The sequence below is a fragment of the Acidobacteriota bacterium genome (genome assembly GCA_016712445.1).
Lineage (GTDB): Bacteria > Pseudomonadota > Alphaproteobacteria > Caulobacterales > Hyphomonadaceae > Hyphomonas.
In genome coordinates this window covers 402,390-416,598 of record JADJRB010000001.1, presented here as the reverse complement: position 1 = coordinate 416,598, position 14,209 = coordinate 402,390, and the positions used below count along the sequence as shown (strand labels likewise).

General features: G+C 64.8%; 18 protein-coding genes. 12 read left to right on the top strand and 6 right to left on the bottom strand.

Going from position 1 to position 14,209, the window contains the following annotated elements:
- Positions 1-19: 19 nt before the first annotated feature.
- Both IPK75_02155 and IPK75_02150 read right to left on the bottom strand, forming a co-directional pair.
- The gene (locus IPK75_02155) at positions 20-523 is read right to left on the bottom strand and encodes a curlin-associated protein (GenBank protein ID MBK8197145.1); all 504 of its coding nucleotides are present in this window, start codon (positions 521-523) and stop codon (positions 20-22) included.
- A 158-nt stretch (positions 524-681) separates the two neighbouring features.
- The gene (locus tag IPK75_02150) at positions 682-1,149 is read right to left on the bottom strand and encodes a winged helix-turn-helix transcriptional regulator (protein ID MBK8197144.1); all 468 of its coding nucleotides are present in this window, start codon (positions 1,147-1,149) and stop codon (positions 682-684) included.
- Positions 1,150-1,247: 98 nt separating this feature from the next.
- Between IPK75_02150 and hppD the strand changes: the two genes are divergently transcribed.
- From hppD to IPK75_02115, 7 genes are all read left to right on the top strand, one after another.
- Positions 1,248-2,348, top strand: a complete 1,101-nt coding sequence (hppD, locus tag IPK75_02145) for a 4-hydroxyphenylpyruvate dioxygenase (GenBank protein ID MBK8197143.1) — start codon at positions 1,248-1,250, stop codon at positions 2,346-2,348.
- Positions 2,349-2,468: 120 nt separating this feature from the next.
- Positions 2,469-3,020 (top strand): VOC family protein, encoded by a 552-nt coding sequence (locus tag IPK75_02140; GenBank protein ID MBK8197142.1) that lies wholly within the window; start codon positions 2,469-2,471, stop codon positions 3,018-3,020.
- Positions 3,021-3,196: 176 nt separating this feature from the next.
- On the top strand, positions 3,197-4,207 hold the full coding sequence (locus IPK75_02135; protein MBK8197141.1) for a fumarylacetoacetate hydrolase family protein: 1,011 nt from the start codon (positions 3,197-3,199) through the stop codon (positions 4,205-4,207).
- Positions 4,208-4,317: 110 nt separating this feature from the next.
- Positions 4,318-5,025: a CoA transferase subunit A gene (locus IPK75_02130; GenBank protein MBK8197140.1), complete on the top strand. Its 708-nt coding sequence runs from the start codon at positions 4,318-4,320 to the stop codon at positions 5,023-5,025.
- Between the two features lie 2 nt (positions 5,026-5,027).
- Positions 5,028-5,591, top strand: coding sequence for a tetratricopeptide repeat protein (locus IPK75_02125; GenBank protein MBK8197139.1), 564 nt, complete (start codon positions 5,028-5,030; stop codon positions 5,589-5,591).
- A 9-nt stretch (positions 5,592-5,600) separates the two neighbouring features.
- Positions 5,601-6,230, top strand: coding sequence for a CoA transferase subunit B (locus IPK75_02120; GenBank protein MBK8197138.1), 630 nt, complete (start codon positions 5,601-5,603; stop codon positions 6,228-6,230).
- A 291-nt stretch (positions 6,231-6,521) separates the two neighbouring features.
- The gene (locus tag IPK75_02115) at positions 6,522-7,088 is read left to right on the top strand and encodes a hypothetical protein (GenBank protein ID MBK8197137.1); all 567 of its coding nucleotides are present in this window, start codon (positions 6,522-6,524) and stop codon (positions 7,086-7,088) included.
- A gap of 191 nt (positions 7,089-7,279) precedes the next feature.
- On the opposite strand, the gene IPK75_02110 is transcribed toward IPK75_02115, so the two are convergent.
- Complete coding sequence (locus IPK75_02110; GenBank protein MBK8197136.1) at positions 7,280-7,573, bottom strand: DUF1330 domain-containing protein; 294 nt, start codon at positions 7,571-7,573, stop codon at positions 7,280-7,282.
- 134 nt (positions 7,574-7,707) lie between these two features.
- Here IPK75_02110 and IPK75_02105 point away from each other — a divergent pair, with 134 nt between their 5' ends.
- Positions 7,708-8,895 (top strand): aspartate/tyrosine/aromatic aminotransferase, encoded by a 1,188-nt coding sequence (locus tag IPK75_02105; protein MBK8197135.1) that lies wholly within the window; start codon positions 7,708-7,710, stop codon positions 8,893-8,895.
- Here the strand turns inward: IPK75_02105 and IPK75_02100 are convergent.
- The gene (locus tag IPK75_02100; GenBank protein MBK8197134.1) at positions 8,892-9,815 is read right to left on the bottom strand and encodes a thioesterase family protein; all 924 of its coding nucleotides are present in this window, start codon (positions 9,813-9,815) and stop codon (positions 8,892-8,894) included. The two genes, IPK75_02105 and IPK75_02100, sit on opposite strands and share 4 nt — an antisense overlap.
- Positions 9,812-10,300, bottom strand: a complete 489-nt coding sequence (locus IPK75_02095; protein ID MBK8197133.1) for a transcriptional repressor — start codon at positions 10,298-10,300, stop codon at positions 9,812-9,814. Before IPK75_02095 ends, IPK75_02100 begins: the two co-directional genes overlap by 4 nt.
- Before the next feature lie 139 nt (positions 10,301-10,439).
- Between IPK75_02095 and IPK75_02090 the strand changes: the two genes are divergently transcribed.
- From IPK75_02090 to IPK75_02080, 3 genes are read left to right on the top strand one after another with little or no spacing between them, the layout of a single operon-like run.
- Complete coding sequence (locus tag IPK75_02090; protein MBK8197132.1) at positions 10,440-10,820, top strand: MarR family transcriptional regulator; 381 nt, start codon at positions 10,440-10,442, stop codon at positions 10,818-10,820.
- A gap of 21 nt (positions 10,821-10,841) precedes the next feature.
- Positions 10,842-11,693, top strand: coding sequence for a C40 family peptidase (locus IPK75_02085; protein MBK8197131.1), 852 nt, complete (start codon positions 10,842-10,844; stop codon positions 11,691-11,693).
- A 1-nt stretch (position 11,694) separates the two neighbouring features.
- Positions 11,695-12,348 carry a GNAT family N-acetyltransferase gene (locus tag IPK75_02080; GenBank protein MBK8197130.1) on the top strand — a complete coding sequence of 218 codons (654 nt, stop codon included), beginning with the start codon at positions 11,695-11,697 and terminating at the stop codon, positions 12,346-12,348.
- Between the two features lie 48 nt (positions 12,349-12,396).
- On the opposite strand, the gene IPK75_02075 is transcribed toward IPK75_02080, so the two are convergent.
- On the bottom strand, positions 12,397-13,152 hold the full coding sequence (locus tag IPK75_02075; GenBank protein MBK8197129.1) for a cytochrome c family protein: 756 nt from the start codon (positions 13,150-13,152) through the stop codon (positions 12,397-12,399).
- 167 nt (positions 13,153-13,319) lie between these two features.
- Here IPK75_02075 and IPK75_02070 point away from each other — a divergent pair, with 167 nt between their 5' ends.
- Positions 13,320-14,156 carry a prephenate dehydratase gene (locus tag IPK75_02070; GenBank protein ID MBK8197128.1) on the top strand — a complete coding sequence of 279 codons (837 nt, stop codon included), beginning with the start codon at positions 13,320-13,322 and terminating at the stop codon, positions 14,154-14,156.
- The last annotated feature ends 53 nt before the right edge of the window (positions 14,157-14,209 follow it).

Here is a 14,209-nt window from a genome sequence, read left to right as displayed (position 1 = left end):
GGCCTCTCCGCCCGCAACCTCAGTTGTAGCCGCTTTGTACGACCACGGAGATGTTGCCGTCGCCGCGCTGGCGCACTGCCACATCCTGGCCGTTGCCGATCTGGATGATGCCGGAGGTGTGGTTCACGCCGTCCTGGTCGGCAGACGCGGTGTTGTTCGTACCGATCTGCGCAATGCCGGAGACGTTGCCATAGCCGGTCTGCAGCGTGCTGGCGCGAAGGTTGCGGCCTTCCTGTCCGGTCACGGCGAAGTTGTCCTCGCCGATCTGGGCGGTCTCGACGCGGTTGCGCGTGCCATACTGGTCCATGCGCAGAAAGTTGTTGTAGCCGGTCTGCACGCCGCGGGCATACTGGCCGTAGCCGCCCTGCACGACGACCGTGCCGTTGCGGTCGCCCTGCTGCGCGGCAGCCGCGCCGTTGGCATAGCCCGACTGGTCAATGCGCACCCGGTTGCGTTCCGCATGGGCGGTGCCGAGGCTCAGCAACATCAGCGTGGCGGCGGCAGTCGAAAGAAGGTGTTTCATGGTCCAAACTCCTGGGTTGTGCCTTGCGCCTTTGATGAAGCGGCGCTCGAACGCGATCAGGAATGGACCCGCGCCACTGAACGCGGTTTGAATGCGCGGTTCAGGTTCGTTCACATACGGAAAGATTCAGCAGCGGCGCAAATCCGGCGCCGGAAGGGTCACCACAAGGCGCGCTCGGGCGAGGCGGCCTGCGCCAGCTTCGCCATCAGCCGCGCCAGCTCGGCCTGTTCCTTGTCGCTCAGTGTACTGACAAGCCGGGCCTCCTCGGACAGGGCCAGCGGCACGATCAGTTCATAGATGTCGAGCCCGGCTGCCGTCAGGAACAACAGCGACCGGCGCGCATCCTCCACCGAGGGGCGCCGCTCAAGATAGCCCACCTCGATCAGCCCGGCCACCGCGCGGCTGACCGCCACCTTGTCCATCTGCGTGCGCTGGCCGATCTCGGTGGCGCTGATGCCCGGCGTGTCCGCCGTCACCGCCATCACGCGCCATTGCCAGACCGAAAGGCCGAATTCCCGGTCATAGAGCTCCGCAATCCGCTGCGAGACGGCGTTCGACAACACCGACAGCCGGAACGGCAGGAACGTCGCAAGGCGCAGCGGCGCGGGGTGGGGCGTGTCGGGCATGGTCGGACGAAAGCTCCTCGGCTTGCCTTGCATCTCGGGCGCAAATTAGTTACATATGAAACTATATTTTCCAGCCTTGCAAGACGGGAGACTTTGCCATGGCAGACCTTTTCGACAATCCCGCCGGCCTCGACGGTTTCGAGTTCATCGAGTTCTCCGCGCCCGGGAAGGGCGTGCTGGAGCCGGTCTTCGAAACCATGGGCTTCAAGAAGATCGCCCGCCACCGCTCCAAGGATGTCGAGCTGTGGCGCCAGGGCGGCATCAACCTGATCACCAATTACGAGCCGAAATCCCCGGCCTGGTATTTCAGCCGCGAGCATGGCCCGTCGGCCTGCGGCATGGGCTTCCGCGTGCGCAATGCCCGCAAGGCGTATGACCATCTCCTCAAGCAGGGCGCCGAGCCCGTACGCGTCGAGACCGGCCCGATGGAACTGTCGCTGCCCGCCATTCGCGGCATCGGCAATTCGATCATCTACCTGATCGACCGCTACGAAGAAGGCGAAGGCAGCTTCTCCATCTACGACATCGACTTCGACTACCTGCCGGGCGTCGACCGCCATCCCGAAGGCGCCGGATTCAAGCTGATCGACCACCTGACCCACAACGTCTATGGCGGGCGCATGAAGTACTGGGCGGACTTCTACGAGAAGCTCTTCAACTTCCGCGAAATCCGCTACTTCGACATCAAGGGCGAATATACCGGCCTCACCTCCAAAGCGCTGACCGCGCCGGACGGGAAGATCCGCATACCGCTCAACGAAGAAGGCAAGGGCGGCGGCGGCCAGATCGAGGAATTCCTGCGCGAGTTCAACGGCGAGGGCATCCAGCACATCGCGCTCATCTGCGACGACCTCTATGGCTGCTATGACAAGCTGAAGAAGCAGGGCGTGCCGTTCATGACCGCGCCGCCGGCCACCTATTACGAGATGCTGGACGGCCGCCTTCCGGGCCACGGCGAAGACGTAAAGGGCTTGCAGTCGCGCGGCCTCCTGCTCGACGGCACGACCGAAGACGGCAATCCCCGGCTCCTCCTGCAGATCTTCGCCCAGCCGAAAGTCGGCCCGGTCTTCTTCGAATTCATCCAGCGCAAGGGCGACTACAAGGACGGCTTCGGCGAAGGCAACTTCAAGGCCCTGTTCGAAAGCATCGAACGCGACCAGGTCGAGCGCGGCGTGCTGGGCGTGAAGGAAAAAGCCTAAAACAAGATGCACCGCTCATCCTGAGCGAAGTCGAAGGATGGGCCACAAGCTGATACGTTTGAACAACTCGCGCTCGCCCTTCGACTTCGCTCAGGGTGAGCGCTCAGGAGGACCGGCAAGATGACCACCCCCAAACTCAAAGGCGTCCACCACGTCGCCTATCGCTGCAAGGATGCGAAGGAGACGGTGGAGTTCTACAAGAAGACGCTCGGCATGGATTTCCAGCTGGCGATCGCCGAGGACCATGTGCCCTCGACCGGCGCCTATGATCCCTACATGCACATCTTCCTCGATGCCGGGAACGGCAACGTGCTCGCCTTCTTCGAGCTGCCCGAGCAGCCGGAAATGGGCCGCGACCCGAACACGCCGGTCTGGGTCCAGCACATCGCGCTGCGCCTCGGCAGCCTCGACGAACTCCACGCCGCCAAGGCGCACCTTGAGTCCCTTGGCGTCGACGTGCTCGGCCCCACGCATCACGGCATCTTCAAGTCGATCTACTTCTTCGACCCCAACGGCCACCGCCTCGAACTCGCCGCCGACATCGGCACGCCGGAGCAGATGAAGTCCCTCAAGGACGTCGCCGAACCGATGATCGAGGAATGGAGCGCCACCAAGAAAGCGCCCCGCCACGCCGCCTGGCTGCACGAGAAGATCAAGGAAGAAACGAAGTAGGTTTCATTCGCTCTGAACCCCTCTCCCCCGTGGGGGAGAGGGGCAGGGGTGAGGGGGCGCGGCATATCCCTCCGCCCGAAATATTTCCACTTCACCGTTGACACCCTCACCCCCAACCCCCTCTCCCTATGAGGGAGAGGGGGCTTTGAAGCCTCCCCAAGGGAGAAGGACACAAGATGAAACTCGCCACCCTCCGCAATGGCACCCGCGATGGCCGCCTCGTCGTCGTCAGCCGCGACCTGACGCGCGCCACCGACGCCGCCCGTATCGCGCCGACCCTGCAGGCCGCGCTCGACAAGTGGTCGATCTACGGGCCGGAGCTGGAAACGCTGGCCGGGCAGGTGGAGCTGGGCTCCGTGCCGACCTTCCGCTTCCACGAACACGACTGCGAGAGCCCGCTTCCCCGCGCCTATCAGTGGGCGGACGGTTCGGCCTATATCAACCATGTCGAGCTGGTGCGCGCCGCGCGCGGCGACAAGGTGCCCGAGAGCTTCTACTACGACCCCCTGATGTACCAGGGCGGCTCGGATGGCTTCCTCGGCCCGCGGGATCCGATCCCGCTCGCCGATCCCGAATGGGGCTGCGACATGGAAGGCGAGATCGCCGTGATCACCGATGACGTGCCGATGGGCGTCGGCGAGGAAGAGGCCGGCCACCACATCAAGCTGATCATGCTCTGCAACGATGTCTCCCTGCGCGGCCTCATCCCCGGCGAACTCGCCAAGGGCTTCGGCTTCTTCCAGGCGAAGCCCGCCAGCGCTTTCTCCCCGGTCGCCGTCACGCCGGACGAGCTCGGCCCCAACTGGCAGGACGGCCTCGTCCACCTGCCGCTCCGCGTCGACCTCAACGGCGCCCCTTTCGGCCGCGCCAATGCCGCCGTCGACGCCACCTTTAATCTGCCCCGCCTCGTCACCCACGCCGCAAAGACGCGCGCCCTCTCCGCCGGCACGATCATCGGCTCCGGCACCGTCTCCAACAAGGGCAAGGATGGCGGCGCGGGCAAACCCGTCAGCGAAGGCGGCCTCGGCTATTCCTGCATCGCCGAAATCCGCATGATCGAGACCATCGCCGCCGGCGCCGCGAAGACGCCCTTCATGAAGCCCGGCGACACGGTGCGCATCGAGATGCACGACAGCACCGGCCATTCGATTTTCGGCGCCATCGAACAGACGGTCGAAGCGGTCTGAATTTCTTCAACAGCTGTTGAAATTCGCATTGCGTTGGGGCATGCAGGCGCCGCAGTTTGTGCTAGGCACACGGAACACCGCCGCGGGAACGACAAGGGAGCTCATGCCGGATGGCAAGCAAGGTCTACAAATCGGCGAAGGAGGCTCTCGACGGGCTGACCTTCGATGGCATGACGGTGATGGCCGGCGGCTTCGGCCTCTGCGGCATCCCGGAAAACCTCATCCTCGCCCTGCGCGACTCGGGCGTGAAGGACATCACCGCCATCTCCAACAATGCCGGCGTCGATGATTTCGGACTCGGCCTCCTCCTCAAGACGCGCCAGATCAGGAAGATGATCTCGTCCTATGTCGGCGAGAACAAGGAGTTCGAGCGCCAGTACCTCTCCGGCGAGCTCGAGCTTGAATTCAACCCGCAAGGCACGCTGGCCGAACGTTGCCGCGCCGGCGGGGCAGGCATCCCCGGCTTCTACACGAAAACCGGCGTCGGCACGCTGGTCGCCGAAGGCAAGGAACACCGCGAGTTTGGCGGCGAGACCTATATCCTAGAGACCGGCCTCGTCGCCGACCTTTCGATCGTGAAGGCCGAGAAGGCCGACACGCAGGGCAACCTCGTCTTCAACAAGACCGCCCGCAACTTCAACCCGCCCATGGCCATGGCCGGCAAGGTCACCGTCGCCGAGGTCGAGGAAATCGTCCCCACCGGTGACATCGACCCCGACCACATCCACCTGCCGGGCATCTTCGTGCAGCGCATCATCAAGGGCAGCTTCGAGAAGCGAATCGAACAACGCACCACCCGCAAACGGGAGAGCCACTGATCGTGCTGACTGTCCGCATTCTTTTGCTTTTAGCTGTTTTCAGCTGGGGCACGCAGTGGACTATTGCCGAAGGGGATGACGCCGTAATGTCTGGCCAAGGAAAAGAGCGTACCGTGGCTTTCGCGGAAGTTGCCATAAAAGTCGCGGCGGAGGGCCTGGCCGCGAATACATTCGAAGGCCGCACCAAGGCTTATTACGCCATAATTGAAGCGCTCAATCTCGCTGAGTCCGAGGGATATGATGGTCACAGCGCGAAGCTGTTCCAGTATCTCGGGGACATGTACCTGCAGGCTGGAGATACCGAAACCGCGCTGAGCGCATATTCTGATGCGGTGCTAAGTCCTGGCGGCTTGGGGGACCCGGAAATTCATTTGCGGCTTGGAAAAATATTCTATGATCGCGGTGATCAGCCGAAAGCTGGAGATGAGTTTGCGCGTGCCCTTATCATGGGCGGGAAGAAGATTTTTGACGATCAGCCCGAAGAGTACTTCCGCTTTGTTACGAGCATATTGCTTCCGCCGCCTGAAGGCTGGGACAATTATGTTCCCCCGAACAATCAAGATTAAGAGGACAGGATGGCCTGGACACGCGACGACATGGCGGCCCGCGCCGCAAAAGAGCTTCACGACGGCTACTATGTGAATCTCGGCATCGGCATCCCGACGATGGTGGCCAACCACATCCCGGAAGGCATGGACGTCACGCTGCAAAGCGAGAACGGCATGCTCGGCATGGGCCCGTTCCCCTATGAGGGCGAGGAAGACGCGGACCTCATCAACGCCGGCAAGCAGACGATCACCACGCTGCCGCGCACCAGCTTCTTCGACTCGGCGACCAGTTTCGCGATGATCCGCGGCGGCCATATCAACATCGCCATCCTCGGCGCCATGGAAGTCGCCGAGAACGGCGACCTCGCCAACTGGATGATCCCCGGCAAGCTCGTCAAAGGCATGGGCGGCGCGATGGACCTTGTCGCCGGCGTCAAGCGCATCGTCGTCGTCATGGACCACGCCAACAAGGCCGGCGAATCCAAGGTGCTGAAAGCGTGCACCCTGCCGCTCACCGGCAAGGGCGTCGTCAACCGCATCATCACAGACCTCTGCGTGATGGACGTCGTCCCCGGCGGCCTGAAAGTCATCGAACTCGCCCCCGGCGTCACGATGGACGAAGTGAAGGCAAAGACCGAAGCGACGCTGGTTTCGTAAAGTCAGACCCTCACCTCCCACGACCTCCGGTCGCGGGTCCCTCCTCCCCCATTTCATGGGAGAGGGGTCAGGGACTTGCCGCGCGCACAACTAACTCCTCTCCCGCTTGCGGGAGAGCAAGGGCCCATTGCAAAGCAATGGGAGGTGAGGGCCTTCGAGGGTGCACAGGTTCCCGCGTGTGCAACCCTTTCGCCGCCCATTCAGGGAAATAAACTTCTCCAGAACAAAGCCTTGCAAAAAAACTTGCCGCGGCGAATCCGGCCGCATCCCGCGCGGATGTATGCTCCGCAGATGACCCGCACCCGTCCCGAGTTCTGGTATCCCATCGCCCGGCTTTTGTCCGCGCTGCGTGCGCTACTGCGAGCGACGGCGCCAGACGCCTTCGCCGCCATCGCGCAGGAGGCGCGGGCGCAGCTGATCGCCGTCACGGCTTTGGTGCGCCGCTACATTCATGTGCTCGCCGCCGGGCTGGTCCTCCCGCCGCCGCGCGTCAGACTTCCGTCCACGGAAGATATTCCCACGCCGGTGTCGGCGCGAAGTGGCGCCCGCGCGACCCTCTTTCCGCTGATCGAACATCCTGCGCGCCCCGGCAGCGCGTCCTCCGGCGAAGACCCGCCCGCGCTGCAATGGGCTTTGCTCTTGCAGGCCGCCGAGCGGCTCGCCGGCGTCCTCGCAAATCCCGCGCCGCATGCCCGCCGTCTCGCGCGCCGGTTCGGCACGCTGCTCCACGCGGGTCTGCGCGAGATGCCCGCGCCCTGGCACGTCATCCGCCGCCTCGGCCCCGGCATCGACACGCTGCTCCTGCGCCTCGATCAGGCGGCTCGCCCGCTGGCATGGGCGGGGCTGGATACGTCGTGAAAGCCCGCCGCCGTCTGCGGCCCAAACGCCTCCCTCGCATTGCGGGGGAGGATAAGGGTGCAGCCGATTGCGACGTCTTCCTCCCCCGTTTACGGGGGAGGTGGCCCGAAGGGCCGGAGGGGGCTGCTTATTGGGCCCGCCAGCTGTCTTCCAGACAGCTGGCCTTGTCGGGGAAATCGCGGTGCGATTTCTTATCCCTCCAAGCCCTCCACAAAAATCACCCGGTAGTCCGACGCCTGAAACCTGTGCACCTTGGCGGCGGTATATTCCGGGCTCGTGTACCAGGGCTTCGCTTCGGCCATCGTCGGGAAGGCAAGGATCACGACGCCTTCAGCATCGGCGCCCTCGGTCACTTCATGCTTGCCGTAAAAAGCCAGCGCCGTGAGCTTGTGGTCGCCGCGTGCGGCAGCGGCGGCCTCGCCATATTTCTTCATCGCGGCTTCATCGCGCAGCTTCTCGCGGATCAGGACTACGTAGGCGGTCATCTGTGTCTCCCTTGCAGGCCAGCATGTTTCGCGATCCGCGCGCCCCGCGCAATTGTCACGCCGCGTCAATCCGGCGGGGTTCACCCGCCCGGCAAAAGCCGCTAGGTCTGCCCGAAGCCATCCGGAACCTGCCCATGTCCCACTTCTCGAGCCTCACAACCCTGCCGCCCGATGCCTTGCTCGGCCTGATGGCGGCCTACCGCGCCGATCCGCGCACGGAAAAGTACGATCTCGGCGTCGGCGTCTACAAGGACATGGACGGCAACACGCCCATCCTCTCCTCGGTAAAGAAAGCCGAAGCGCGCCTGATCGAGGCGCAGGCGACGAAAGTGTATGAAGGCCAGCGCGGCAACACGGATTTCTGCGCGCATGTCGAAGATTTCGTCTTCGGCAAGGATCATCCGGCCCGCAAGGAAGGCCGCACGCTGTCCTTCACCGCGCCCGGCGGTTGCGGCGCGCTGTTCCAGGGCGTCAGCCTGATGCGCAAGACCGGCACCAAGCGCGTCTGGGTGTCGAAGCCGACCTGGCCGAACCATCCGAATGTCGTGAAGTCGCTCGGCCTCGAGGTGAAGGAATATGCCTATGCCCGCGACGGCGAATTCTACCAGCTCGGCATGATGGCAGACCTCTCGGCCGCCGAGCCGGGCGACGGCGTCATCATCCAGGGGCCGTGCCACAATCCCACCGGCATCGATCCTTCGGTCGACGACTGGAAAACCCTCGGCGTGATGGCCAAGGAGAAGGGGCTGCTGGTGCTGCTCGATGTCGCCTATCACGGCTTCGCCAACAGTCTTGAGCGCGACATGGACGGCGTGCAGGCCTTTATGGACGCCGCCGGCGAAGCGATGGTGGCCTATTCCTGCTCGAAGAATTTCGGGCTCTACCGCGAACGGACGGGCTGCTTCCTTGTGCTGGGCTCCAGCGCCGAGGCGATCGCGGCGGCAACGACCCACGTCGCCGACAATGGCCGCGCCACCTGGTCGATGCCGCCTGCGCACGGCGCGGGCATCGTCGCGACCATCCTTGGCGACGCGGACCTGCGCAAGGAATGGGAAGCCGAAGTTGCCGCCATGCGTACCCGGATGAAAAGCCTGCGCGCCGAACTCTCGGACGCGCTGGTCGCCGCCACCGGCTCCAACGCGCTGGCCGCGCTGAAGGCGCAGAACGGCATGTTTTCGCAACTTCCCGTGTCCGCCGCCCAGACGGTCGAACTGCGCGAAATGCACGGCGTCTACATGCCCGCCTCAGGCCGCATCAACATCGCAGGCCTGCATCCGAAAGACATCCCGGCGCTCGCCGGAATCCTCTCGGGCTATCTCTAGATCGTCAGCCCGCGCGGCGCGATCTTCTCCAGCTCGGCGATCATCTCGGCGGGCGCCTCCACGGCCTTGCGCGCATCGAGGTCGAGCGAAATGGCGATCACTTCGCACGTCGCCCAGGGCCCGCCGCTGCGGGGATCCATCACCCAGTGGATCAGGTTGTGTGTCTTGCCCATCACCTTGCCGAGCGAGGTGTGGACAACAAAGCGGTCGCCCTCCTGCGGCAGCCGGTGGTAGCGCAGGCGATATTCGAGCACGGCCGCGCCCATGCGGCGGCCACCGGAGTTCTGGCCAACGCGGTTGCGCCAGTCAAACAGGAGGTTCGGCACCGAGTCCGAAATACGTCCGATGATCCAAGAGGGAATCATTTGTCCGTGAGGCCCGCAATGAACTGCCGGAACGGCGCCCATGCCGATCAGCGGCGCGCCGACCTGTTCGACGCGGTCCAGCGTGATCTGGTCGGCCGGCAGGCCGGGGGCATCGGGATCGAACGAGCGGGGTTTCGCCTCGTCAGGCGTTACGCCCTTTAGGGCTTCCAGCTTCGCCAGCACAAGCCGGCTCCAGGGAAAGGCGGTGCCTTCGGCGGTATCGATATGTGCAATCCGTGTACGGAAGGAAGCCGACAGCGTCCCATCCGCATGGCGCAGTTCCTGGTAGATGACGGCATCGCTCTCGCCGATCTCCAGCACGCAGCCCCGCATCGTCAGCGGGCGGCCGGGCAGGACCTCGCGGATGAAGCGGATATGCTGGTCAGTCGGCGAGACAGTCGAGGGCGAATCCGGCCGGAACGCATTCGGCATGCCGGCCGCGTGGCAAAGCGCGACGAGGCCTTCCAGTTGTTTCTCGACATAGACGCGCACATTCATGTGCCCCATCTCGTCGCAGTCCCACTGGTTGCAGCTGCCTTGCCAGAGGGGGATCATGCGGCACAGTTCCGGCAAGTGCCGCGCACTTCCACTACGGCCCGCGCCATCCGGAAACCCGCCGCGCGTGTTTCCGATTTCAGCGCATCGCTCGTGGCCGTCGCGTGAAGTTCCTCAGCTGTGTGGCAGGTGTCGCAGATCAGGAACACGGCCGAGTGGCTGTGGCTCGTATGGCCGCAGGCAACGTAGGCATTGAGGCTCTCGATCTTGTGGACGAGGCCGGCCTCCTGAAGGAAGTCCAGCGCGCGGTAGATGGTGGGCGGCTTGGCGGCGCCTTCGCCGTCAAGATTGGCCAACAGGTCATAGGCCTTGGCCGGGCCGCCGTTTTCCAGCAGCAGGCGGAGCACTTTCCGGCGGATCTTCGTCATCCGCTGGCCCTGCCGCACGACGAGCGCCTCCGCCTCATGCAGGAAGGTGTCGGCGTCCGCCGGGCTGCACGGCGTATTCGCGTGCCCGTGGGCGTGTGGGGGGTGAGAAATGGCCATGCCCTTATTTCAGGTGTTTCGACCCGAATGTGAAGGGGCAGGCGGCTTTGCGGCTCTGGACGCTGCGCGCAAATCACTTGAGATTCGCCTGATGCGCGATTCCTGCAGGGGAGCAGGGCGCGACGTGGAGATGTAGAAAATGCAGTTATCCGAACGGGACGGGCTCGAACTCTGGCGCAAGGCGGTCACCGCCTCTGTGCGCTCGGACGCGCCGGACCTGACCGCGCGCCAGCAGGCCGTGCTGATGAGCGTGGCGCTGATGCCCGGCCCGCACACTGTGCGCGGCCTTGCGGAACATCTCGGCGTTGCCAAACCGGCGATCACGCGCGCCCTCGATGCACTCGAGCGGCTGAATTTCATCCGCCGGCTGCCGGACGATTCGGACCTGCGCTCGATCTTCATCGAACGTACGCCGGACGGCATGACCTACCTGCGCAGCTTCGCCCGTCTTGTGCTGGCCGCCGCCTCCGGCGAAGAAAGCGGCGGACGGCCGTCAGCGAAGCGTTCGAACGCCGCCTGAGGCCCTGCCTCGGAGCTGCCCATGCCGGACCTCTACGACCCGCGACTTGCCCGCCCGCCGGGCGTGCCAGTGACGTTTCAGGTGACCGCCGGCGTTGCGGCGGTGCGCGAAGCGCCGCTGCCGGATGCGAGGCTCGTCACGCAAGCACTGCACGGCGAGATCGTCGACGTGTTCCGTGAGGAGGGCGAGTTCGGTCTCTGCCAATTGAGGCGAGACCGCTACACCGGCTGGATCAACCTGGATGCGCTGTCGGCGCCCGCGCTCGAAGTGACCCACAAGGTCAGTGCGTTGCGGACCTATTGCTTTGCCGAACCGGACCTGAAGTCAGCGCCGCATTTCCTGCTCAGCCTCGGCGCAAGGGTGGCCGCGACCGGCCGCACGGTGGGGGACTGGACCGAATGCGCGCGGGCCGGATGGGTGCATGCCTGCCATCTGGCGGACCTCGATGCGTTCGAGACAGACCCGGCAGGCATCGCGGCGCGCTACCTTGAAGCGCCGTATCTCTGGGGCGCGCGGGAGAGTCTCGGGCTCGACTGTTCCGGGCTCGTGCAGCAGGCTTTTGAAGCCTGCGGTGTACTGCTGCCGCGCGATTCGGACATGCAGGCCGAGTGGGCAGGCGAGCCCGTAGAAAACTGGCAAGCACCCGGAGCACTGAAACGCGGCGACCTCGTGTTCTGGACCGGACATGTCGGCATACTGACGGACCCGGGCACCTTGCTGCATGCCAATGCTTTCCATCTCGCCGTCGCGGCAGAACCGCTGGCGGAGGCGATTGCACGGATACGGAGCGTTGCGGGCGATGTGACTTGCGTGCGGCGTGTCGACGTCACCGCCGCGCGCGGTCGAGCGACTTCCTGGCTGCCGGCGACTTGACGTGACGGGCTTCAGCGCGCCGCGCCTCTTGCCGCTGTCGAACCCGCGAAGCCGTGCCTTTCGCGAGGCATATGCGATCTATGAAGCGACGATCCCGAAAGCGGAGCGCAAGACGCGCCGCCAGTTGCTCGCGGCACTGCGCAATCCGGCATTCCGTTTCTGGGCGTTTGAAGTCGAAGGCCGGATAGCCGGTTTCGCCTCGCTCTACGCCTCCGGCGCGCTCAACCTGGTGCTGCTCGAATATCTTGCCATTGCGCCGGCCTTTCAGGGCAGGGGGCTCGGCTCGGCCTTGTTCGAGGCGGCGGTCGCGGCGAGCAGGTTTGAGCGGCGCACCCGTGTGCTGGTGGAGGTGGACTCCGAACGCGAAAGGACCAGCGCGGCGGAGCGGCGCCTGCGCCTCAGCCGCAAGCAATTCTACCGCCGGCTCAGCTGCCGCGAAATCGAGGGGATCGAGTACCTGCTGCCGCTTGAGACCTACGGGCCTGCGCCAAGGATGAACCTGCTCGTCCGCAGCGCGGACAAGGCCGCCTTGCCGGCCGCGTGGCTCGGGCAGGCGCTCACCGACGTCTATGTGAACGTATATGGGCAGGCGCCGGACGATCCGCGCCTCGCGCGGATGATGGCCGGTCAGGGGCCGCGTCTCGCCCTGAAATGAAAAACCCCGGCCGGGGCCGGGGTTTCACAAATCTGGCTCAGCCGCCAATCAGGTCGGCGGGGTTTCTTCCGCAGGCGCTTCGGCCGGCGCCTCGGCAGGCGCGGTTTCACCTTCAGCCGGTGCGGCCGTGCCGTCAGCCGGGGCAGCCTCGCCTTCGGCGGGGGCTGCTTCGCCTTCAGCCGGAACACCTTCCTCAGCCGGGGCCTCAGCGGCCATCGGCGCCGGGAAAGCCGGGGCGTTTTCGGTATTGGCGGCGAGATAGGCGATCACGTTGACGCGGTCGGCATCCTTCTTGAGGCCGGCGAACGACATCGAGGTGCCTTTCACGTAGCCGCCGGGGCTCTTCAGCCAGGCGTCGAGCGCTTCATAGGTCCAGGGCTGGCCAGCGGTGGCTTTCATCGCGCCCGAATAGCCGAAGCCCGGCTGGTGGGCGTGGACGTTGCCGACGATGTTGTGGATGTTCGGGCCGGTGCCGTTGGCGCCGCCGGGGGTGATCGTGTGGCAGGTGGAGCACTGGCCGGCGAAGGTACGCTCGCCGCGGGCCACATCGGCGGTCAGCAGGGCGGCGCCGAGGTCGAACACGGCTTCTGCGGGGCCGCTGGAGGCGGCTTCGGCGATCTCGACGCAATAATGGAACTGCGCGCACATCTTCTGGCTGAGGGTCTGTTCCTCGCCATGCTCTTCGCCGTGATGGCCGCCGCCTTCGCCGCCGAAGACCAGGCCTGGCAGCTGCATCAGCGCCATCATGCCGAGGGCGGTCGCCAGCAGGGCGCCGAAGATCTTGTTGAGACCGAGTTCTCCCATCGGGGCATTCCTTCGAATCTATTACGTGACTTACGTCTTGGCGCGCGCCTTTTGGCACGCTAACCGGGTGCGCACAATATAACGGGTGCCTCGATGAGGCGCTTTCCCCCGGCGTCGCGGCGATCAGACGCATGCCGGTTTGGGGGCTCATGGCAGGGATTTCCTAGATGACGCAGAAAATTGCCTATCAGGGCGAACCTGGCGCGAACTCGCATATCGCCTGCAGCGAGGCGTTTCCGGCCTATGAGCCTATGGCCTGCCGCACCTTTGAGGACTGTTTCATTGCCGTCGAGAAGGGCGAGGCCGATCTGGCGATGATTCCGGTCGAGAACACGATCGCCGGCCGGGTGGGCGACATCCATTACCTGCTGCCGTCGACCCAGCTGCACATCACGGGTGAATACTACCTGCCGATCCGCTTCCAGCTGATGGCTCTGAAGGGCACCAAGCTCGCCGAGGTGAAGAAGGCGCGCTCGCACATCATGGGCCTTGGCCAGTGCCGCAACTTCCTGCGCCGGCATGGCATCGAGGCGGTGACGGCGGCCGACACGGCCGGCGCGGCGCGCGAGGTGGCGGAGCTGAACGATCCGGCGGTCGCGGCGATTGCGCCGAGACTGGCGGCTGAGGTGTACGGTCTCGAAATCCTCGCCGAGGATATCGAGGACGCGGCCCACAACACGACACGCTTCGTCATCATGTCGCGCGAGCCGGCCGACATCGACGCCGAAGACGGACCGGCAAAGACGGCCTTCATCTTCGAAGTGCGCAACATTCCGGCGGCGCTCTATAAAGGCCTCGGCGGATTTGCGACCAACGGCGTCAACATGACGAAGCTCGAGAGCTATCTCGTCGGCGGCTCTTTCGAGGCGACGCAGTTCTATGCCGAGATCGAAGGTCATCCCGACGAGCGCCCGGTGCAGCTCGCGCTCGAAGAGCTCGGCTTCTTCTCGCAGTCGCTGAAGATCCTCGGCGTGTTTCCGAAGACCGTGAACGCGCGGCTCTGACGCAAGACCCTCACCTCCCATTGCTTCGCAATGGGCCCCTCCTCTCCCATTGC